Source organism: Polaribacter marinivivus, assembly GCF_042651285.1.
GTDB classification, from domain to species: domain Bacteria; phylum Bacteroidota; class Bacteroidia; order Flavobacteriales; family Flavobacteriaceae; genus Polaribacter; species Polaribacter marinivivus.
Genome location: NZ_JBHSCY010000002.1, coordinates 543664 through 565367, shown reverse-complemented (window position 1 = coordinate 565367; position 21704 = coordinate 543664). Strand labels below are relative to the sequence as shown.

The window sequence follows — 21704 nt, the reverse complement described above, 5'->3', positions numbered from 1 at the left end:
GTACTAATAAGTCCTTTTGTTAATTTAATAGCAAAAGGATTTTTATTTTTACAAAAATTAAAAACTAACCCATGAAAATAGGAATTCCTAAAGAAATTAAAAACAACGAAAATAGAGTAGGTATGACACCTGCTGGTGTATTTGAACTTACCAAAAGAAATCATACTGTTTATGTGCAAGCTACAGCAGGTGAGGGTAGTGGTTTTTTCGATAAAGATTATAAAGAAGTCGGGGCAACTATTCTTCCTACAATTAACGATGTTTATGATCAAAGCGAAATGATTGTAAAAGTTAAAGAACCAATTGCTGAAGAATATCCTTTAATTAAAGAAAATCAAGTTGTTTTTACATATTTTCATTTTGCATCAAGTGAGCCTTTAACAAAAGCTATGATAGCAAGTAAAGCTATTTGTATTGCTTATGAAACAGTTGAAGATGAAGAAGGCACTTTACCTTTATTAACACCTATGTCTGAAGTTGCTGGAAGAATGTCTGTACAACAAGGAGCAAAATATTTAGAAAAACCAATTAAAGGAAGAGGAATTTTATTAGGTGGTGTACCAGGTGTAAAACCAGGTAAAGTTTTAGTTTTAGGTGCTGGTGTTGTTGGTGTACAAGCAGCAAAAATGGCTGCAGGTCTAGGAGCACATGTAACCATTATGGATATTAATATGAAACGTTTACGTTATGTAAATGATGTTTTACCAAACCATGTTGTAACAGACTTTTCAAGTGAGTATAGTATCAGAAAACATATAAAAGATCATGACTTAATTATTGGTGGTGTTTTATTGAAAGGAGGTAAAGCTCCAAAATTAATTACAAGAGATATGTTAAAAGAAATGCGCCCAGGAACTGTAATTGTTGATGTGGCTGTTGATCAAGGTGGTTGTTTTGAAACCACTAGAGCAACTACACATGAAGATCCTACTTACATTATAGATGATGTAGTGCATTATTGTGTAGCTAATATGCCTGGAGCAGTTCCTTATACATCTACAATTGCATTAACAAACGTTACATTATCTTATATTTTAAAGTTAGCAGATTTAGGATGGGAAAAAGCATGTGAGAAAGATAAATCTCTAGCTAAAGGATTAAATATCGTAAAAGGTAAAATTGTTTATGAAGAATTAGAAGGTATTTTTGATTAAAAATAAAATTAAAAACCAATATTAAAGATAGACAAGTAAATTATGCTTGTCTATTTTTTTTCTCCCATTCTTCTCTTAAGTCAGAAGATAAAACACCTGTTCCATCATGTTTCCATCCAGGAGGTTTAATTAAATATTTAACTTTATTTAAAAATGATGTTTTAGAAAAAGAAAAATCTCTAAACATATTTACCCATTCTAAAAAAGCAATTTTTACAGGATTATAAGTTTCAATATTTTTCACCAAACCATATACTGGTTTTTCAATTTCTGGTTCAAATGTCCCAAAAAGTTTATCCCATATAATAAATATACCAGCATGATTTCTATCTAAATACTGAGGATTTGTTGCATGATGCACTCTATGATGACTAGGAGTATTAAATATTGCTTCAAACCAATTAGGCATTTTTTTTATGAGTTCTGTGTGAATCCAATATTGATAAATTAAACTAATAGCCATTTGAGTCATCACCATAATTGGATGAAAGCCAATAAGTAGTAAAGGTATCCAAAAGACAAAGCTGTAAAAACTTCCAGACCAAGTTTGCCTTAAAGCAGTACTTAAATTATATTTTTGTGAAGAATGGTGCACTACATGACTAGCCCAAAACAATCTACTTTCATGACTAATTCTATGAAACCAATAATAACATAAATCCTCAGCAAACAAAAGAATTAACCAAGACCACCAAGCAAAAGGTATTGTAAAAAATCGATATTGATATAAAAATAAAAATACCCCTAAAACAATCCCTTTTGTAAATAATCCTATAAAAACATTTCCTAAACCCATTAAAATAGAAGTGCCAGCATCTTTAAACTCATACTCATCTAATTTTATTTTTATTGTAAGTATAATCTCTAAGATAACTGTTACAATAAAAAAAGGTATAGCATAATGTATAAGGTTAGGAATTTCAGGTATTTGCATATCAATATATTAAAATAAAAAAAGCTACTGTAAATATAAAAAAGTTACTATATTTGCAGCCTCAAAATAAACAATAAATTATTAATTATGAATCATTACGAAACTGTTTTCATTTTGAATCCCGTTTTATCTGATACTCAGATAAAGGAAACAGTACAAAAGTTTAGCGACTATTTGACTTCCAAAGGTGCAGAAATGATTTCAAAAGAAGATTGGGGCTTAAAAAAATTAGCTTATCCAATCCAAAACAAAAAAAGTGGTTTTTATCACTTATTTGAATTTAAAATTGCTGGTGAAGAAATTGCAGCTTTTGAATTAGAATTTAGAAGAGATGATAGCATTATGCGTTATTTAACTGTAAGGTTAGACAAACATGCTGCAGCTTGGGCAGAAAAAAGAAGAGAACGTAAAACTGCAAAAAAATAACAAATGGCATCAATAGAACAACAAGCAAAAGGTGGTAAATCTGCTGACGTTAGATATTTAACGCCATTAGATATAGAAACTAAGAAAGAAGAAAAATACTGTAGATTTAAGAAAAAAGGCATTAAGTATATTGATTATAAAGATGCAGATTTCTTAATGTATTTAGTAAACGAACAAGGTAAAATTTTACCAAGACGTTTAACAGGAACTTCATTAAAGTATCAACGTAAGGTTGCACAAGCAATCAAAAGAGCGCGTCATTTAGCGTTAATGCCTTACATTGGTGATATGTTAAAATAATAAAGAAGTAGAACATGGAATTGATATTAAGACAAGACGTAGAAAATTTAGGTTTTAAAGATGATGTTGTAACTGTTAAAAATGGTTATGGTAGAAACTTTTTAATCCCTACAGGACAAGCAGTTTTAGCTACTTCTTCTGCTAAGAAAGTATTAGCAGAAAATTTAAAACAACGTGCTTACAAAGAAGCTAAATTAATTGAAGATGCTAACAAACAAGCAGAAACAATTAAAGGGTATGAAATTAAAATTTCAGCAAAAACAGGATCTGGAGATAAATTATTTGGATCTGTAAATAATATAGATTTAGCTGATGCATTAGCTAAAGCAGGTACAGAAATTGACAAGAAATTTATAAAAGTTGTTGGTGGTTCTGTAAAAAGATTGGGTAAATATGAAGCTTCTGTAAGATTACATAGAGAAGTAATTGCAGACATTACATTTGATGTTGTTGCAGAATAAATAATACCTTAATTTATTAAAAAAAAGCTCGTTAGAAATAACGAGCTTTTTTATTTTTACAAATATGAAATATAGGCAATTAACAAAAGAACAATTTGAAAGTTTACATCAAGAATTTGCACAATTTTTGGCAACACAAAGTATTGATGTTAAAGAATGGAATCAGATAAAAAAAGAAAAACCTAACGTTGCAGAAGAAGAAATGAATATTTTTTCTGATGTTGTTTGGGATGACGTACTTACAAAAACTAATTACATAGAACATTTTTCTAAAACAACAGCTAATCTCTTTAAATGTGATAAAGATGAAATTCATAGAATTGCTATAAAAGTAAATTGGGATATAAATCTTTTAGAACAAAATGGGTTTGAATGGTTAATGAAAAATCCTATGGATAACTCTGTAGAAATTTTTAAAGGGTCAAAAAAATATAATAAAGAAAGAAATTCTGAAATTTTTGATTTAATTGAGAAAGGAAGTGTTATTTCTAAAGGTGAAATTTTTGATTATTTTAATAATTTAATTAGTTAGATTTTTTAACTATATTGCATACCATTCGTCGACAGTTAATTGCATTTTAACTATACAGAATTACTATTTAACACTAAAATCTTAAAAATACATTACATTAAATTTATTTTGTACTTTATAAATGTAAATATTATTCTTTAATGGAGAAAACTCTAAGGATATTACTAGTAGAAGATAATTTGATTGAAATAATGAAAATGAAAAGAACAATTTCATTATTAAAATTAAATCATACAATAAATGAAGCAAAGAATGGAGAAGATGCTTTAGAGTTTTTAAAAGATAGAAGTAAAATTCCAGACATTATTCTTCTAGATTTAAATATGCCAAAAATTAATGGTATAGAATTTTTAAAAATTATAAAAGCAAATGACGATTTAAAACATATACCAACAATAATTCTTACAACTTCTAGTAATCAAAAAGATATTTTAGAATGTTATAAAACAGGGATGTCTGGTTATGTATTAAAACCATTAAAGTACGAAGATTACGTTAAAAAAATAGAAACAGTTTTGTCTTACTGGAGCATTAATGAGCTTAATAAAGTATAAGAATGAAAGGTATAATATTTACTGAGTTTTTAGAATTAGTTGAAACCAAATTTGGCTTAGAAATGGTAGACAAAATTTTAAGTCAGTCTACTCTAGAATCAAATGGAGCTTATACAGCAATTGGCACATATAATTTCTCAGAAATGCTTCAATTGCTACAAAATTTAAATAAAAACACAGGTATTTCTATAGACCAATTGTTATTAGTTTATGCAGAACACTTTTTTTCTGTGTTAACCGCTAATTATTCAAGTCTAATATCTGCATATGATGACCCTATAGAAATGTTAGCTTCAATAGAAGGTCATATACATGTAGAAGTAAGAAAAATATATCCTGATGCAGAATTACCTACATTTACAGTAGTAGAAAAAACAAAAAATTCCCTCATAATGATTTATAAATCAAGTAGAGCCATGTATTATTTTGGTCTTGGTTTAATGAATAAGACTTTTGAACACTTTAACTCAGAAGCTACTATTCTATTAGAAAAAATTAAGGATGATGGAACTGAGGTTAAGTTCATCATTACTAAGATCTAATGGAAAACAACGAATTAGAGGTATTAAAAAAAGCATTAGAACGAGAAAAATCGGCTAGAAAACAAGCTGAATTAATTTTAGAGCAAAAATCTAGAAACCTTCTTCTAATTTCTAGAGAATTAAAATTAGCAAATCAAGAATTAACTAAATTACTAAATGAAAAATCTACTCAATTAAGTGGGGTTTTTAAGAATATAAATGATGCTTATGTTGTTTTTAATTTATCTGGTGATATCTTAGAAATGAATAATAATGCTAAAGAATTATTTAACCATTATTCAGACAGCACTTTAAACATCAAAAAATTAGTACATAAAAAAGATTTAGAATATTCAAATCAATTTTTCAAACAGCTAGAAGAAATTGGTTCATTTACAAATTTTACTTCAAGAATTGTAACTTCTACAAAATCAACTAAATGGGTGCAAATTAATGCATCATTAATTTATAGTCACAGTAAAAAAATAATTGGAGCTCAAGGTATTGTTAGAGATATATCAAAAATTAAAAAATTAGAATTACAAAAAGAAAACATCCTTAAAGAATTAGAAAACAGTAATAATCAATTACAAGAATATGCCCATATTGTTTCACATGATTTAAAATCTCCCTTAAGAAGCCTTCATGCACTTTGTTCTTGGATTAAAGAGGATAATATTGATAGTTTTAATGAAACTACTCTACAAAATTTTAATCTTATAGAAAACACTTTAGAAAATATGGAAAATTTGATTTCTAATGTTTTAGAGTACTCTAGTGCAGGTTATAAAATTGATGAATATGAACAAGTAGACTTAAATAAATTATTACTAAATTTAAAACGAACTCTCTTTATACCAGAACATATAAAAGTAAACATTCAAGAAAATCTACCCACAATTAAAGCTGAAAAAACAAAAATTCAACAAATTTTTCAAAATTTAATAAGCAATTCTATTAAATTTATAGACAAAGAAAATGGTCTAATAGAAATTAGTTGTAATGAAAAGAAACATCATTATGAATTTTCAGTTTCAGATAATGGAATAGGAGTGGATAAACAATACCATAATAAAATATTTAATATCTTTCAGTCATTAAATAGAAATGATGATTCTACAGGTGTAGGTTTATCAATCGTAAAAAAAATAGTAAACCTTTATGAAGGTGAAATATGGTTAGATAGTAAATTAGGTAAGGGAACAACATTTTATTTCACAATTAAAAAATAAAAGATGAAAACTGTACAACTAAAGCTAAACAAACAAAATGAATTTGAATATACTTCAGAAAAACAAGAGCTTAAAGAACCTCTAGTTTTAGTATTTGGTAACAGAGTTTTATTACAAGATCCTACCATTTATGATAAAATAAAATCTATTTTTAATGATGGTCATATAGTTTTTGGATCAACTTCTGGAGATATAATTTCTAATACAGTTTCAGAAAATAGCTTAACCATTACTGCTATCGAATTTGAAAAAAGTTCATTTCTAGTAAAAAAAGCTAATATTATTAAAGAAGATAATGTAATTGATAGTTACGAAACTGGTAAACAACTTATAGATCAATTTCCAAAAGAGAATTTAAAATACGTATTAGTAATTTCTGAAGGTAGTTTCATCAATGGAAGTAAACTTACAATTGGTATGAATTCTGCTACTGATAGTAATATACTAATAACAGGAGGATTATGTGGTGATGATGACAAATTTGAAACAACATTAGCTTCTTATAATGAAAATCCAAAACAAGGAGAAATTGTTGCTGTAGGATTTTATGGAGATACAATAGAAGTTACCTTTGCTACAAATGGTGGTTGGATTCCTTTTGGTCCAGAACGTATTGTAACAAAATCTAAAGACAATGTTTTATATGAATTAGATGATAAACCTGCCTTAGACTTATACAAAACATATTTAGGTAGTAAATCTAAAGAATTGCCTGGTGCAGCTTTATTGTTTCCACTAAATGTAACTTCAGAGAACGAATCTAAATCTGTTGTTAGAACCATATTAAATATTGATGAAGAAAAAAATTCAATGATATTAGCAGGTGATATAAAAGAAGGCTCAAAAGCGCAATTGATGATGACTGGTATGGATAATCTTGTTGATGCAGCTGAAAATGGAGCAGTGCAAGCTTTAAGATTAAGAGAAAATAAGCCAGATTTAGCTATTATAGTAAGCTGTATTGGACGTAAATTAGTCTTAGACCAAAGAGTAGAAGAAGAGATAGAAGAAGTTATAGAGGTCATTGGAGATAAAGCAACTGTTTGTGGTTTTTATTCTTATGGAGAAATAGCTCCTTTTGATTTAGAAATGAGTTGTCAATTACACAACCAATCAATTGCTATTACATTAATAAGTGAATAATGAATCCACTTTTAAAAAGACAAATAAGAAAATATTTACCAGCTGAACTTCAATCTAATGAAGATTTAGCCACTTTTATAGAGGCTGTAAATAAATCTTATAATAATTCTGAACAACATTTTACAATGTTACAAAGAGCTGTTGGATTAAGTTCTAAAGAATTATATGAGTCTAATAAAAGTCTTAGAAAAGAAACTACTTCACAAAAAGAAATTATTAATAAATTAAATAACGTTATTAATTCATTAAAAGGTTTAGAACATAAAGAAATCGAAAATTTAGATAAATCTGATACTTTAGATTTAGTAGATTTTATCGACAATCAAACCAAAGAAATTATTAGAATTAACAAACAAAAAGACACTTTAGTAACAAATTTAGAGCGCCAAAATCAAGAATTAAATGATTACGCGCATATGGTTTCTCATGATTTAAAATCACCTTTACAAAGCTTAGATGCCTTAACTACATGGATAAAACAAGATTATGCTACAGATTTAGGTGAAGGAGGTAAAGAAATTATAGATTTAATAAGAGAGAATGTAGAAAAAATGGATACTCTTATTCATGGTATATTAGAATATTCTACGATTGGGAAATCAGAAAAGAAGCTTTATAAAGTTAATTTAAACATATTATTAGAAGATATAATTCAAACTTTAGATAATCCTAATGATATTGCAATATTAATACCTAATAAATTACCTGTAATTGTAGGAGATCAGCACAGATTAGAATTGCTTTTTCATCATTTAATAGAAAACTCTCTAAAATTTAATGATAAATCAGAAAACGGATTTGTTAAAATTGATTACAAAGAAAAACCAGATTATTGGGAGTTTAGTATTAAGGACAATGGTAAGGGAATTGATAACAAGTATTTTAATAAGATTTTTATAGCTTTTCAAAAATTAGAAGACGACTATAAATCTACAGGTATAGGTTTATCAATAGCCAAAAAAATAGTAGAAGCCTATAAAGGTGAAATTTGGGTTCAATCTATACCAAATGAAGAAACTACATTTTACTTTACAATAAAAAAATAATTATGGAAAAACCTAACTTAGAATATATTAATCAGCTTGCCAGAGGTGAAGAAGATGTAAAAAACACATTAATTGCTGTTGTTAAAGAAGAATTTCCTATTGACTTAGAAAATTACTTTAAAAGTCTAGAAAATGGTAATTTTAAAGATATTGAAGACCAAGTTCATAGAATTAAACATAAATTTAGTATTTTAGGTCTCGAAATTAGTTACAACAAAGCTGTAGATTTCGAATTAAGTCTTAGAGAAGGAGAATTAAACAAAGTTCAAAAAGACGATTTTGAAACTACATTAAAATCAATAACCAAATTTTTGAAAACTATTTAGCTCCTCCATGAACTGTATTGTTATAGATGATGAAAAAATGGCTAGGGTAATTATTAAAACCCTTTGTTCAGAAATAAACTCTTTAGAGTTAGTAGAGGAATTTTCTGATGCTATTCAAGCCATTAAGTATTTAAATGAAAATCAAGTTGACTTGATTTTTTTAGATATACATATGCCAAATTTTAGTGGTCTAGACTTTATTAAAACACTAAAAAACCCACCAAAAATAATTTTTACAACATCAGACCCAAAATTTGCTATAGAAGCATTTGAATATGATTTTATTGTAGATTATTTACTAAAACCTATTGAGTTTCCTCGTTTTGAAAAAGCAGTAAAAAAAGCACAAAAAGAGCAAATAATAAAAAAAGAAGCTTCTAAAAATAAAGTTGAAGAAGTTAAAAATGATTTTTATGTTAATATTGATAGAAGACTTATTAAGATAGATCTACCTAGTATTTATCTAATTCAAGCTAAAGGAGATTATATTAATATAAAAACAGAAAACAAAAACTATATTGTTCATTCAACTTTAAAGAAAATAGAAGAAAAATTACCAGATTCTTTATTTTTAAAAGTGCATAGATCTTATATTATAAATGTTAAGAAAATTATTGATATAGAAGATAATAGTGTACTGATAAAGAAAGATGTTATTCCTGTTAGTCGTTCTAAAAGACCAGAACTAATGAAGCGTTTAGACTTACTTTAACATTTTATCGATAGTAAACTCTATTTTTAGCGAAACTTATTTTCTTTAAATCGATTTCTAACAAAATTAAGCTTACTTCAAGAGTATTTTTGTGATGTAATATTTACGTCATGAGAAAATACTTAATTATAATCATAGCAGTAGTTTTAACAGCTTTAAATATAAATACTTATGGTTCAGAGTTAACTGAAGCTCAGTTAGAAAAAGCTAAAATTATTGCACAAAGTAATACAGAAATAACTTTAGAAAAATCGATTAATTGGACTTTAGGATTAAATCTTTTTAAATTTATTCATTTTGCAGAACTTATGTTTTTATCTGAAGTAAGCAGAAGACAGTTTTTAAGCTAAATTATTGCTTTAATATTGATATTAATTTATTTGTACCTTCACTCGCAAAATCACTTATAATCTTTAAGTTATTAAAATCATTATTTGTTATAGTTGGTTTAGGATCTATAAAATATATAGGAGTGTTTGGTTTAATAAAATTCACCAAACTAGCAGCTGGATAAACCTGCATAGAAGTACCTATTATTATTAGAATATCTGCTTTTGAAGTTGTTTCTATAGCCTTATCTAACATAGGCACCAATTCACCAAACCAAACAATATGTGGTCTTAATTGTTTGTTATCTGGTCCAAGATCACCTAAATGTAAATCTTTATTCCAATTTAAAACAATGTTATCATTATAAGTACTTCGTACTTTTAAGAGTTCTCCATGCAAGTGAGTAACTTTAGTACTACCTGCTTTTTCATGTAAATTATCTATATTCTGAGTAATAATTTCTACATCAAAATATTTTTCTAAATCAACTAAATTATAATGTGCTTTATTTGGTTTTACAGATAACAATTGTCTTCTTCTTTGGTTATAAAACTCGAAAACCAATTCAGGATTTCTTCTAAATCCTTCTGGTGATGCTACTTGCATTACATAATGACCTTCCCATAAACCATCTTCGTCTCTAAACGTTTTTATACCACTTTCTGCAGACATCCCTGCACCAGTTAAAACCACTATTTTTTTCATCAAGCTAAAAATAAGAATAAATTAATATGTTTGCAGCTATGATAGATCAAAAACTCTTAGAATATTTCGAAGGTTATTTAACTGATAAAAGAAAACAAACTTTTAAGGATGTACTCTCACAAAGAACAAGACATTTTACTGTTGTTTTAGAAGATATTTATCAAGCTCATAATGCAAGTGCTGTAGTAAGAACTTGCGATATTTTTGGTGTACAAGATATACATGCCATAGAAAACAAATACACTAATAAAGTTTCTAGACATGTTGCAAAAGGTTCTCAAAAATGGTTAAATATTAAGAGATATAGAGAAGATGGAGACAACACAACTGCTTGCCTTAATCATTTAAAAAAAGAAGGCTACCAAATTATTGGTACAACACCACATAATAATTCTTGTATGCTTCAAGAATTTGATATTACCAAGAAATCTGCTTTTGTATTTGGTGTAGAAGCAGAGGGTATTTCTGATATTGTAAAAGATAATGCAGATGGTTTTTTAAAAATACCCATGGTTGGTTTTACAGAGAGCTTAAATATTTCTGTAGCTGCTGCAATTATTTTACAAGATGTAACCACCAAACTAAGAGAATCTACTATTAATTGGCAGTTAACAGATCAAGAAAAAAAAGTTCTGTATTTTGATTGGGTAAAAAAAACAATTAAAAATGTAGATAAAATAGAAGAATATTATTTTAACAATAATGCATAACTTTAAATCATCAATCAATTTTTTTCATGAATCATAAAGTAAATGAATATATAGCTTCTCAAAAAGAATGGAAAAAAGAATTATTGGCATTAAGAAAAATTCTTTCAGAACTGCCTTTGCAAGAAGAAATTAAATGGGGAATACCAGCTTACATCTATAAAAATAAAAATATTTTAGGGATGTCTGCTTTTAAAAACTACTGTGGTTTATGGTTTCATCATGGAGTTTTTTTAAAAGATGAACACCAACTTTTAATAAATGCTCAAAAAGATAAAACTAAAGGTTTAAGGCAAATGCGATTTAATTCTATTGAAGAAATGGATTTAAAAATTATTAAACAATACGTCATAGAAGCTATAGAGAATGCTGAAGCAGGTAGAGAAATAAAACCAAAGAGAAATACTAAGCCAATTATAATTCCTGAAGAATTACAAAAAGAATTATCTACAAATAACGAACTAAAAAATTGTTTTAATGACTTTACATTATCTAAACAAAGAGAGTTCTGTGAATATATTTCTTCTGCTAAAAAAGATGCTACAAAACATAGAAGATTAGAGAAAGTAATCTCTTTAATTTTGAATAAAAAGGGTTTATATGATAAATATAAAAATTGCTAATTATTTATAATTACTTTTTCTATAGTTGAAGTAGAATCGCATCTAACTACATATAAATGAACATGTTTCAACTCTTTTTTACCAGTTACATAATATTCTGCACAAGGTTTTTGTCTTGCTTTACTTTTACTAAAATCTACATCACCAAACTTTAAAATTGTAGAGATATCTAAAGTATCAATTGTGTTGTTTTTCATAGTAAGTTTTGCCTCATCAGAATAAAAACGTTCTTTAATTCTAATAGTTTTTAGAGTTCTAGCATCCATTCCATAATCAAATGAAGCGTCTTTCTTTTGCCAGAAAAAATAAGTAGCTACTGAACCAATAGATAAACCAACTAAATAATAACCAATTCTTTTAATTAACATGGTATTGTTTTGAGTTGCAAAAATAGTAATTCTTTTAGGTAAAAAGTAATTATAAAATCAATAAATTAATATCTCTGTAAGGTAAGTCAAACCAATCTGCTACAGTTTTATTTGTTAAAATTCCATGATAAAAATACATGCCATTTCTAAGACTCTTATCAAAACGTGCTGCATTTTCAAATCCGCCTTCTTCTGCAATATTTAAAAGATAAGGCGTAAATATATTACTTATAGAAAGTGATGCTGTTCTAGCATATCTTGCAGGAATATTTGGTACACAATAATGAATTACACCATGTTTTACAAAAGTAGGTTTGCTATGAGAAGTTACATTAGATGTTTCAAAACAACCACCTCTATCTATACTTACATCTACTACAATTGCGCCTTCTTTCATTTGCTCTACCATAGTTTCTGTGGCAATAATAGGAGATCTGTTTTTACCTCTAATAGCACCAATAGCAACATCTGCTCTCATTAATGCTTTAAATACGGATTTTGGTTGTACTGTAGATGTATAAATTGGAGCAGGTAAGCAGTGTTGCAACTTTCTTAATTTGGTAATTGAATTATCAAAAACCTTAACTCTTGCTCCTAGACCTAATGCTGTTCTAGCAGCAAATTCACCAACTGTTCCAGCTCCAAAAATAACTACACTAGAAGGTGGTACACCTCCAATATTACCTAATAACAGACCATTTCCTTTGTTACTACCACTCATTAATTCTGCAGCAATTAAAACAGATGCAGTACCAGCTATTTCACTTAAAGACTTAACAATAGGGTAGGTACTGTGTTCATCTTTTATATAATCAAAAGCAACAGCTGTTATTCTTTTTTTTGCTAACAACTCAAAGTATTTTTTATCTTGAGTTTTTAATTGTAAAGATGATATTAATACAGTTTGTGGATTTATATATGCTATTTCTTTTTCTGTTGGTGGTGCAACCTTTAAAACTATATTACATTTAAACGCTTCTTCTGTATCATAAGATATTTTTGCACCAGCTTCAGAATATTCGCTATCAGGATAATTTGCATTATCTCCTGCACCAGTTTCTACTACAATTCTATGTCCATGAGCACAAAGCGCAGATACAGCATCTGGAGTTAAACAAACTCTTTTTTCACCTAAATAGGTTTCTTTGGGTAAGCCAATAAAGAGTTCTCCTTTTGTCTTTTTTATTTCTAAAGTTTCTGCTTGTGGAAGTAATTCTTCTTTACTAAAAGGAGAAAATGAACCCATATTTATTGTTTTAGTTGAATGTTTCGTTGCTCATCATCTAATAAACTTAAATGAATTTCAACAGCATCTAAAGGTAATAAATTTTCAATATTTTCTGGCCATTCTACAAAACACCAGTTTTTTGAATCAAAATAATCTTCAATTCCAATATCATAAGCCTCTTCTTCATCTTCAATTCTATAAAAATCAAAATGATAAACTTTATCATTATTAGCTGTTTGATATTCATTTACCAATGAAAAAGTAGGAGAGGAGATGTTGTCTAATACTCCTAAGCTCTTACAAAGCTCTTTTATAAGTGTTGTTTTACCAACACCCATTTGTCCATAAAACAATAACGTTTTATTTTTTGCTGATGAAATAATTTCAGATGCAATTTTTGGCAAGTCCTGTAGAGAATAATTTTTATTCATATCGCAAAAATACTCAAGAATTTAAATTCTAAATCTATAATGCCCAATAATTTTATAAGAGAATAAACAGTCTTCTAATACTTGCCCAGAACCAATATTATGAACAATTAGATTTCTTTTTTTATCTAAAGATTTTTTATGAACAACTATTCCTATGTGAGTTATTGCACCTCCTAAATTCCAAGCAACAATATCTCCAGGTAAATAATCTTTTGGATTTCTACTAATTATTTTTTCTGCTCGTTTTCTTTTAAAATAAGTCATTAAATTAGGTACTCTTCTATGATCTATATTTTTGTCAGTGCTTTTTAGTCCCCATAATTTTGGGTATTTAGAAAAATTTGTTTTCATGTCTTCATGAACTTTTTTTTGTAAATCGATACCTATTTTTCTATAAGCCCTAATAATAACATCTGTACACACACCTTTGCCTTTAGGAATATCTCCATTAGGATAACTAATTGAAAAGTAACTTGGGTCATAAACTACCTTTTCTTTAGTTAATTCTAATGCAGCTAATGATAGTTTATTTTCTTGAGAAAATGAAAATTGAAAAAATAGTAAAGCAAATAGTAAAATATATTTTTTCATAGTAATTAAATTGTATCCTTTTAGAAAGTATAGCATAAACCCTATTTAGGACTATAAACAGCACAAGGTATAATAACTTCTTCTAAAGATATACCTCCATGTTGATAGGTGTTTTTATAATATTTTACAAAATGATTAAAGTTGTTTGGATAAGCAAAAAACAAATCTTCTTTTGCAAAAATAAAAGGCGCATTCATTGCAACAGTTGGTAAGAAAATGTCTTTTGGATTACGAACAGCATACACATCTTTTTCTTCATAGGTTAAACTTCTACCAGTTTTATACCTTAAATTAGAGCTTATATTTTTATCTCCAATTACTTTTGTTGGGTTTTTACAATTAATTGTACCATGATCTGTGGTTACAATTAGTTTTTGACCTAAAGCTTGTGCTTTTTGAATAATTTCAAATAAAGGTGAATTTTTAAACCAACTTAAGGTTAAACTTCTATAAGCTTTATCATCGCCAGCCAATTCTTTTATAACTTCCATTTCTGTTTTTGAATGAGAAAGGATATCAACAAAATTATAGACAACTGTAGTTAGGTCATTCTGTTTAGTACCATTAAAATTATTGGCTAATTCTTTTCCGCTTTTTAGAGAAGAAATTTTGTAATATTCGTGACTAATATCTAAGCCTAAACGTTTTATTTGTGCTGATAAAAATTCATTTTCATACAAATTCATTCCACCTTCATCAGTATCATTTTTCCAATAATTTGGATGACGTTTCTCCATTTCAGAAGGCATTAATCCAGAAAAAATAGCATTTCTAGCATATTGAGTAGCTGTTGGTAGAATTGAAAAATAACTATATTCTTCTTCTTTTTTATAATGTTGATTTATAAATGGTTCTAACACTCTAAATTGATCATACCTCAAATTATCAATCACAATCCATAAAACACCTTGATCTTTGTTTAATTCTGGAACTACATAATCTTTAAAAAGAGTATGTGAGAAAGTAGGTTTATCATTGGCTGTTAAAAAATCCTCATAATTCTTTTTAATAAACTTAAAAAACTGATTATTAGCTTCTTGTTTTTGGCTTTCTAAAATACCTAACATACCAGTATCACTAATATTTTCTAGTTCTAACTCCCAATGAACTAGTTTCTTATATAAATCTATCCAATCTTCATAAGAATTCACCATAGCTAAATCCATAGAAATTTTACGAAATTCTTGTTGATAGCTAGAAGTTGTTTTCTCAGAAACCAAACGTGAATTGTCTAAATTCTTTTTTAAACTCAATAATATTTGACTAGGATTCACAGGTTTTATTAAATAATCTGCAATTTTAGATCCTATAGCTTCTTCCATAATATATTCTTCCTCGCTCTTTGTAATCATTACAACAGGAAGATTAGCTTGCTTTTGCTTTATTTCAGATAAGGTTTCTAAACCAGTTAAACCAGGCATATTTTCATCTAAAAAAACGATATCAAAATTTTGTTCTGCAACTAAATCAATTGCATCTGCACCATTTGTACATGTGGTAACTTTATAATCTTTCTTTTCTAGAAAAAGTATGTGAGGTTTTAATAATTCAATTTCATCATCAACCCATAAAATCTGTATACTACTCATTAAATTTGTTTTATTCTTTAACGTTAAAAGTAAAGATATGTTATTTTTTATATTCTTTTAAAATGATAAAATATTGCTAAAAAAAATAATGTTTGTATTTTGCAATAGATTGATAAATATCAACTTTTGAAGAAAAAAGCACCCAACAAACTAAAAATATTAAATGATCCTATTTACGGATTTATACAAATTCCTAATTCATTAATTTTTGACATTATAGAACATCCTTATTTTCAACGATTAAGAAGGATTTCGCAAATGGGATTATCCAATTTAGTGTATCCAGGAGCAAATCATACTAGGTTTCATCATGCTTTAGGTTGTATACATTTAATGCAAAAAGCAATAAGAGTTTTACGATTTAAACAAGTAGAAATTTCTAAAGATGAAGAAAATGGTTTATTAATTGCAATTTTATTGCATGATATTGGTCATGGAGCATTTTCACATGCTTTAGAACATAGCATTGTCGATAATATCTCTCATGAAGAAATTTCTTTAAAGTTTATGAAAAAACTAAATAAAGAGTTTGATAATAAACTTTCTTTAGCCATCGAAATTTTTGAAGGGAAGTATCATCGTAAATTTTTATGTCAATTAATTTCTAGTCAATTAGATATTGATAGATTAGATTATTTAAGAAGAGATAGTTTTTATACAGGAGTAACTGAGGGTAATATTTCATCAGACAGATTAATTGCTATGATGAATGTTAAGAATGATGAATTAGTTATTGAGCAAAAAGGAATTTACTCTGTAGAAAAGTTCCTGATAGCTAGAAGGTTAATGTATTGGCAAGTTTATCTTCATAAAACAGGTTTAGTTGCAGAAAACATGTTAGTCAATGTTTTAAAAAGAGCCAAAGAACTTGCAAATAAAGGAGAAGAATTATTTGCCACAAAACCTTTAAAATATTTTTTATACAATCAAATAAATGAGGAAAATTTTAGTGATGAGACCTTAAAAATGTTTTCTAAATTAGATGATTACGATATTTTATCTGCTATAAAAGAATGGATTCATCATCCAGATAAAGTGCTTTCTTTATTGTCAGAAATGATTATTAATAGAAAGTTATTTAGAATAGAAATTCAAAAAGAAGAAATAAGTAAAGAAAAGCAGGAAAAAAAGAAAACTAAATTTTTAGAAAAGATAAATATTTCAGAAAAAGAAGTTAATTATTTTGTATTTACTCAAAAAATTAGTAATCAAGCATATAGCTTAGAAAAACCAATTTTTATTCTAAATAAAAAAGGTAAATTAATCGATATTTCTAAAGCTTCAGATCAATTAAATTTACAAGCGTTAACAAAACCTGTCATAAAACACATATTTTGTTATCCAAAGTAAATTGTAATTAGCCAAATACCTATAATTTTTATATTTTTGCGTTTGATGAAATTTACGGCACAACAAATAGCAGATATATTAGAAGGTGATGTAGTAGGCAACCCAGAAGAAGAAGTTTCTAAATTATCTAAAATAGAGGAAGGAGAAAAAGGTTCTTTAACTTTTTTATCCAATCCTAAGTATAATCCTTATTTATATACTACAAATGCTTCTATAGCTATTGTAAATAAAAGCTTTGTTCCAGAAAAAGAAGTGACTACAACTTTAATAAAAGTTGATAACGCCTATAAATCTTTTTCCAAATTATTAGAATTTTACAACGAAGTAAAAAATAATAAATCTGGTATAGAACAACCGAGTTTCATATCCGAATCTTCAAAAATTGGAAAAAATGCATATGTAGGAGCTTTTACTTACATAGGTGAAAATGTTGTTATTGGAGATAATGTAAAAATATATCCAAATTGTTATATAGGAGATAATACTACTATAGGAGATAATTGCGTATTATTTGCTGGTGTAAAAGTTTATTCAGAAACTCAAATTGGTAATAATTGTAAAATTCATTCTAGTTCTACAATTGGTTCAGATGGTTTTGGTTTTGCACCTGATGAAAATGGAGAGTATAAAGCTATTCCACAGATTGGAAATGTTATCATAGAGGATAATGTAGATATTGGTTCTGGTTCTACTATTGATAGAGCTACTTTAGGTTCTACAATTATTAGAAAAGGAGTTAAACTAGACAACCAAATACAGATTGCACATAATGTAGAAGTTGGTAAAAACACTGTAATTGCAGCACAAACAGGAATTGCAGGTTCAACTAAAATTGGTGAAAATTGTATGATTGGTGGTCAAGTTGGTATTGTAGGACATTTGGTTATTGGTAATGGAGTAAAAATTCAAGCACAATCTGGCATTACAAAAAACCTAAAAGATGGTGATACTGTCCAAGGAACGCCTGCATTTGGTTATTCAGATTTTAATAAAAGCTATGTTTATTTTAGAAACTTACCTAAAATAGCAGCAACAGTAAATAAGTTAGAAAAAGATTTCAGTCAAGAAAATCAAAAAATATGAGTAAGAAACAAAAGACAATAAAATCAGAAATTTCATTATCTGGTGTAGGTTTACACACAGGTAATACAGTTTCCATGACTTTTAAACCTGCCCCTGTAAATCATGGATTTGCTTTTGTTAGAGTAGATTTAGAAGGAAACCCAACCATAGAAGCAAATGCAGATTATGTGGTGAACACTCAAAGAGGAACAAACCTTGAGAAAAAAGGAGTACAAATACAAACATCAGAGCATGTACTTGCAGCTGCTGTTGGTTTAGATATAGATAACCTGATTATAGAAATTGATGCTTCAGAACCACCAATTATGGATGGTTCTTCTAAGTTTTTTGTAGAAGCTTTAGAAAAAGCAGGTATAGAAGAACAAGATGCAGAAATTGAAGAATATATTGTAAAAGAAATCATTTCCTATAAAGATGAAGTTTCTGGTAGTGAAATTATTTTAATGCCTTCAGACGAATATCAGGTAACAACTATGGTAGATTTTGGTACTAAAATCTTAGGTACACAAAATGCAACTTTAGATAAAATGTCTGATTTTAAAAATGAAATTGCAGACGCTAGAACATTTAGTTTTTTACATGAAATCGAAATGTTACTAGAAAATGACCTAATTAAAGGAGGAGACTTAAATAATGCAATTGTTTATGTAGACAAAGAATTGTCTGATGCAACAATGCAAAAACTTAAAAAAGCTTTTAAGAAAGATGATATCTCTGTAAAACCAAATGGAATTTTAGATAATCTAAATTTACATTGGGCTAACGAAGCTGCTCGTCACAAATTATTAGATGTTATTGGTGATTTAGCATTAGTAGGTACAAGAATTAGGGGTAAAGTAATTGCTAATAAACCAGGTCATTTAGTTAATACTATGTTTGCTAAGAAACTAGCAAAATTGATTAAAATTGAAAAGAGAAACAATGTTCCTCAATACGATTTAAATCAAACACCTTTAATGGATATTCATCAAATAATGGATATTCTTCCTCATAGACCACCGTTCTTATTAGTAGATCGAATTTTAGAGCTTTCAGACAAACATGTTATTGGAATGAAAAATGTTACTATGAACGAAAGTTTCTTTGTTGGACATTTTCCTGGAGCTCCAGTAATGCCAGGTGTTTTACAAGTAGAAGCTATGGCTCAATGTGGTGGTATTTTAGTATTAAGTACTGTTCCAGATCCAGAAAACTATTTAACCTATTTCATGAAAATGGATAAAGTTAAATTCAAACAAAAAGTATTACCTGGAGATACTTTAATTTTTAAAGCAGAATTAATAACTCCTATTAGAAGGGGTATATGTCATATGCAAGCTTATGCTTATGCTAATGGTAAATTAGTTGCAGAAGCAGAATTAATGGCTCAAATTTCAAAGATAAAGTAACATGAATCAACCACTAGCATATGTACATCCACAAGCAAAAGTTGCAAGAAATGTTGTAATAGAACCATTTACAACAATACATAATAATGTAACCATTGGTTCTGGAACTTGGATAGGATCTAATGTAACAATTATGGAAGGTGCTAGAATAGGTAAAAATTGTAGAATTTTTCCTGGTGCTGTAATTTCTGCTATTCCACAAGATTTAAAATTTGATGATGAAGAAACCACAGTAGAAATTGGCGACAACGTTACTATTAGAGAATGTGTTACCATCAATAGAGGTACTTCAGATAGAATGAAAACAGTTATTGGAAACGATTGTTTAATTATGGCTTATTGTCATATTGCACATGATTGTTTTGTGGGTAATGGTTGTATTTTTTCTAATAATTCTACATTAGCAGGTCATGTAACTATTGGTGATAATGTAGTATTAGCAGGTATGGTTGCTGTGCATCAATTTGCATCAGTAGGTAATCATGCATTTGTAACTGGTGGGTCTTTAGTTCGTAAAGATGTGCCTCCTTATGTAAAATCTGCAAGAGAACCTTTATCTTATGTAGGAATTAACTCAGTAGGTTTAAGAAGAAGAGGGTTTAGTTCTGAAAAAATTAGAGAAATTCAAGATATTTATAGAATACTTTTTCAAAGAAACTACAACAACTCACAAGCAATAGAAATAATTGAAGCAGAAATGGAAGCCACTCCTGAACGTGATGAAATCATACAGTTTATAAAAGATTCTCATAGAGGAATCATGAAAGGATATTACAAGGCTAACTAAACTATAAAAACAAATAAATTTAATGGCAACAACATCAGATATTAGAAACGGATTATGCATAAGATACAATAACGATATCTATAAAATTATTGAATTCTTACACGTAAAACCAGGTAAAGGACCTGCATTTGTAAGAACTAAATTAAAAAGTGTTACAAATGGTAAAGTTATAGATAATACTTTTCCTTCAGGAAGAAAAATAGATGATGTTAGAGTAGAAACTCATAAGTTTCAGTATTTATATAATGATGGTGAATTTTTTCATTTTATGAATGAAGCAGATTATACTCAAATTCGTTTATTAGAAGCTGCTTTAGATACACCAGAATTAATGAAAGAAGGTGAAATTGTTACAATTATTATAAATTCTGAAGACAATATGCCTCTTTCTGTAGAAATGCCTGCAAGTGTTATTTTAGAAATTACCCATACAGAACCTGGAGTTAAAGGTAACACTGCAACAAATGCAACAAAGCCAGCTACAGTAGAAACAGGTGCAACAGTTAATGTTCCTTTGTTTATCAATGAAGGAGATAAAATAAAAATTGATACTGCATCAGGTTCTTATCAAGAAAGAATTAGAGATTAATGAAACAAGTTTTAAAAACTACTTCCTATCTTTTATTTTTTTTATTGATCTTTCAATCATGTAAGAAAATTATAGATTCTGTTGGTTCATCTGGTATTGACAAAGTTTCTGTTGAAGATTTAAAAAAGATTGATGTAAATAATATTTATTCAATTTCCATTCCAGATTACATGTCTGAAATGAAATCTTTAAACGAAGATGCATCTTTACAATATGCTAATATTTTTAAAGAAACATATACTATAGTCATAGACGAAAACAAACAAGATTTCATTAATGCGTTTAAAAATGCAGAGATTTACAATGACTCAATTTCACCTTTGAAGAATTATGTTGATTATCAGGTTAATAGTATTACAGAAAATGTTGAAGATGGTAAATCAAATAAATCTGATGCTCCATTAAGAATCAAGAATGCTAGTCAATATGAAATAACTGGTAAAATTGATGGTATAGATATTTCTTATTTAATAGGTTTTGTAGAAGGGAAAGAAAATATGTTTATGATGATGTCTTGGACAACTAAAAACAGATTTAAAAAGTATAAAAACACCTTTAATTTAATTCATAATTCTTTAAAACTAAAGCAATAAA

28 protein-coding genes are annotated in these 21704 nt (G+C 27.8%); 21 read left to right on the top strand and 7 right to left on the bottom strand.

All coding sequences use genetic code 11. The annotated features are described in order from the left end of the window. The first annotated feature begins 71 nt into the window (after positions 1 to 71). Entirely contained in the window at positions 72 to 1154 is a 1083-nt protein-coding gene (ald, locus tag ACFOWD_RS10710) for an alanine dehydrogenase (RefSeq protein WP_377410446.1), read from the top strand. A gap of 40 nt (positions 1155 to 1194) precedes the next feature. Here the strand turns inward: ald and ACFOWD_RS10705 are convergent, their stop codons facing one another. After that, positions 1195 to 2088 (bottom strand): sterol desaturase family protein, encoded by an 894-nt coding sequence (locus ACFOWD_RS10705; protein WP_377410444.1) that lies wholly within the window; start codon positions 2086 to 2088, stop codon positions 1195 to 1197. A gap of 87 nt (positions 2089 to 2175) precedes the next feature. Here ACFOWD_RS10705 and rpsF point away from each other — a divergent pair, with 87 nt between their 5' ends. The 12 genes from rpsF (at position 2176) to ACFOWD_RS10645 (ending at position 9691) form a co-directional block, all read left to right on the top strand. Beyond that, a complete protein-coding gene (rpsF, locus tag ACFOWD_RS10700) occupies positions 2176 to 2514 on the top strand; it encodes a 30S ribosomal protein S6 (protein WP_298992911.1) in 339 nt (112 codons plus the stop codon). A 3-nt stretch (positions 2515 to 2517) separates the two neighbouring features. Continuing rightward, positions 2518 to 2814, top strand: a complete 297-nt coding sequence (gene rpsR / locus ACFOWD_RS10695; protein ID WP_298992913.1) for a 30S ribosomal protein S18 — start codon at positions 2518 to 2520, stop codon at positions 2812 to 2814. Positions 2815 to 2828: 14 nt separating this feature from the next. Continuing rightward, positions 2829 to 3275 carry a 50S ribosomal protein L9 gene (rplI, locus tag ACFOWD_RS10690; protein WP_298992915.1) on the top strand — a complete coding sequence of 149 codons (447 nt, stop codon included), beginning with the start codon at positions 2829 to 2831 and terminating at the stop codon, positions 3273 to 3275. Positions 3276 to 3339: 64 nt separating this feature from the next. After that, positions 3340 to 3807: a DUF6495 family protein gene (locus tag ACFOWD_RS10685; protein WP_377410441.1), complete on the top strand. Its 468-nt coding sequence runs from the start codon at positions 3340 to 3342 to the stop codon at positions 3805 to 3807. Positions 3808 to 3947: 140 nt separating this feature from the next. Beyond that, positions 3948 to 4361, top strand: coding sequence for a response regulator (locus tag ACFOWD_RS10680; RefSeq protein WP_298992917.1), 414 nt, complete (start codon positions 3948 to 3950; stop codon positions 4359 to 4361). A gap of 2 nt (positions 4362 to 4363) precedes the next feature. After that, positions 4364 to 4903 carry a heme NO-binding domain-containing protein gene (locus ACFOWD_RS10675; RefSeq protein ID WP_377410439.1) on the top strand — a complete coding sequence of 180 codons (540 nt, stop codon included), beginning with the start codon at positions 4364 to 4366 and terminating at the stop codon, positions 4901 to 4903. Beyond that, on the top strand, positions 4903 to 6114 hold the full coding sequence (locus tag ACFOWD_RS10670; RefSeq protein WP_377410437.1) for a sensor histidine kinase: 1212 nt from the start codon (positions 4903 to 4905) through the stop codon (positions 6112 to 6114). Before ACFOWD_RS10675 ends, ACFOWD_RS10670 begins: the two co-directional genes overlap by 1 nt. A gap of 3 nt (positions 6115 to 6117) precedes the next feature. Next, positions 6118 to 7257, top strand: a complete 1140-nt coding sequence (locus ACFOWD_RS10665; RefSeq protein ID WP_377410435.1) for an FIST signal transduction protein — start codon at positions 6118 to 6120, stop codon at positions 7255 to 7257. Further along, positions 7257 to 8303, top strand: a complete 1047-nt coding sequence (locus ACFOWD_RS10660; protein WP_377410433.1) for a sensor histidine kinase — start codon at positions 7257 to 7259, stop codon at positions 8301 to 8303. The genes ACFOWD_RS10665 and ACFOWD_RS10660 overlap by 1 nt, the downstream gene beginning before the upstream one ends. Before the next feature lie 2 nt (positions 8304 to 8305). Then, positions 8306 to 8629: an Hpt domain-containing protein gene (locus ACFOWD_RS10655; RefSeq protein WP_377410431.1), complete on the top strand. Its 324-nt coding sequence runs from the start codon at positions 8306 to 8308 to the stop codon at positions 8627 to 8629. Between the two features lie 7 nt (positions 8630 to 8636). After that, complete coding sequence (locus tag ACFOWD_RS10650) at positions 8637 to 9341, top strand: LytR/AlgR family response regulator transcription factor (protein WP_377410429.1); 705 nt, start codon at positions 8637 to 8639, stop codon at positions 9339 to 9341. Between the two features lie 110 nt (positions 9342 to 9451). Beyond that, positions 9452 to 9691, top strand: coding sequence for a hypothetical protein (locus tag ACFOWD_RS10645; RefSeq protein ID WP_298992936.1), 240 nt, complete (start codon positions 9452 to 9454; stop codon positions 9689 to 9691). Between the two features lies 1 nt (position 9692). On the opposite strand, the gene ACFOWD_RS10640 is transcribed toward ACFOWD_RS10645, so the two are convergent. Further along, complete coding sequence (locus ACFOWD_RS10640) at positions 9693 to 10376, bottom strand: SIR2 family NAD-dependent protein deacylase (protein ID WP_377410427.1); 684 nt, start codon at positions 10374 to 10376, stop codon at positions 9693 to 9695. Between the two features lie 38 nt (positions 10377 to 10414). Between ACFOWD_RS10640 and ACFOWD_RS10635 the strand changes: the two genes are divergently transcribed. Together ACFOWD_RS10635 and ACFOWD_RS10630 are read left to right on the top strand one after the other, a co-directional pair. Then, positions 10415 to 11086, top strand: coding sequence for a TrmH family RNA methyltransferase (locus ACFOWD_RS10635; protein WP_377410425.1), 672 nt, complete (start codon positions 10415 to 10417; stop codon positions 11084 to 11086). A gap of 26 nt (positions 11087 to 11112) precedes the next feature. Then, positions 11113 to 11706 (top strand): YdeI/OmpD-associated family protein, encoded by a 594-nt coding sequence (locus tag ACFOWD_RS10630; RefSeq protein WP_377410423.1) that lies wholly within the window; start codon positions 11113 to 11115, stop codon positions 11704 to 11706. Here ACFOWD_RS10630 and ACFOWD_RS10625 read toward each other — a convergent pair. From ACFOWD_RS10625 to porX, 5 genes are read right to left on the bottom strand one after another with little or no spacing between them, the layout of a single operon-like run. Next, complete coding sequence (locus tag ACFOWD_RS10625) at positions 11703 to 12074, bottom strand: DUF4258 domain-containing protein (RefSeq protein WP_298992947.1); 372 nt, start codon at positions 12072 to 12074, stop codon at positions 11703 to 11705. The genes ACFOWD_RS10630 and ACFOWD_RS10625 overlap by 4 nt on opposite strands. Before the next feature lie 49 nt (positions 12075 to 12123). After that, the gene (locus ACFOWD_RS10620; protein ID WP_377410421.1) at positions 12124 to 13320 is read right to left on the bottom strand and encodes an alanine dehydrogenase; all 1197 of its coding nucleotides are present in this window, start codon (positions 13318 to 13320) and stop codon (positions 12124 to 12126) included. A 2-nt stretch (positions 13321 to 13322) separates the two neighbouring features. Beyond that, the gene (gene tsaE / locus ACFOWD_RS10615; RefSeq protein ID WP_377410419.1) at positions 13323 to 13733 is read right to left on the bottom strand and encodes a tRNA (adenosine(37)-N6)-threonylcarbamoyltransferase complex ATPase subunit type 1 TsaE; all 411 of its coding nucleotides are present in this window, start codon (positions 13731 to 13733) and stop codon (positions 13323 to 13325) included. Between the two features lie 21 nt (positions 13734 to 13754). Next, complete coding sequence (locus ACFOWD_RS10610) at positions 13755 to 14324, bottom strand: DUF1287 domain-containing protein (RefSeq protein ID WP_377410417.1); 570 nt, start codon at positions 14322 to 14324, stop codon at positions 13755 to 13757. Between the two features lie 41 nt (positions 14325 to 14365). After that, entirely contained in the window at positions 14366 to 15913 is a 1548-nt protein-coding gene (gene porX / locus ACFOWD_RS10605; protein WP_377410416.1) for a T9SS response regulator signal transducer PorX, read from the bottom strand. A 126-nt stretch (positions 15914 to 16039) separates the two neighbouring features. Here porX and ACFOWD_RS10600 point away from each other — a divergent pair, with 126 nt between their 5' ends. From ACFOWD_RS10600 to ACFOWD_RS10575, 6 genes are read left to right on the top strand one after another with little or no spacing between them, the layout of a single operon-like run. Next, positions 16040 to 17263 (top strand): HD domain-containing protein, encoded by a 1224-nt coding sequence (locus tag ACFOWD_RS10600; RefSeq protein WP_377410414.1) that lies wholly within the window; start codon positions 16040 to 16042, stop codon positions 17261 to 17263. Between the two features lie 45 nt (positions 17264 to 17308). Then, positions 17309 to 18346, top strand: a complete 1038-nt coding sequence (gene lpxD, locus ACFOWD_RS10595) for a UDP-3-O-(3-hydroxymyristoyl)glucosamine N-acyltransferase (protein ID WP_377410412.1) — start codon at positions 17309 to 17311, stop codon at positions 18344 to 18346. Continuing rightward, the gene (locus ACFOWD_RS10590; protein WP_377410410.1) at positions 18343 to 19734 is read left to right on the top strand and encodes a bifunctional UDP-3-O-[3-hydroxymyristoyl] N-acetylglucosamine deacetylase/3-hydroxyacyl-ACP dehydratase; all 1392 of its coding nucleotides are present in this window, start codon (positions 18343 to 18345) and stop codon (positions 19732 to 19734) included. The genes lpxD and ACFOWD_RS10590 overlap by 4 nt, the downstream gene beginning before the upstream one ends. A 1-nt stretch (position 19735) precedes the next feature. Next, positions 19736 to 20521 (top strand): acyl-ACP--UDP-N-acetylglucosamine O-acyltransferase, encoded by a 786-nt coding sequence (gene lpxA, locus ACFOWD_RS10585; protein ID WP_298992966.1) that lies wholly within the window; start codon positions 19736 to 19738, stop codon positions 20519 to 20521. A 22-nt stretch (positions 20522 to 20543) separates the two neighbouring features. Next, positions 20544 to 21110 carry an elongation factor P gene (gene efp / locus ACFOWD_RS10580; protein WP_298992969.1) on the top strand — a complete coding sequence of 189 codons (567 nt, stop codon included), beginning with the start codon at positions 20544 to 20546 and terminating at the stop codon, positions 21108 to 21110. Further along, positions 21110 to 21703 carry a hypothetical protein gene (locus tag ACFOWD_RS10575; protein ID WP_377410407.1) on the top strand — a complete coding sequence of 198 codons (594 nt, stop codon included), beginning with the start codon at positions 21110 to 21112 and terminating at the stop codon, positions 21701 to 21703. Before efp ends, ACFOWD_RS10575 begins: the two co-directional genes overlap by 1 nt. Position 21704 lies beyond the last annotated feature (1 nt).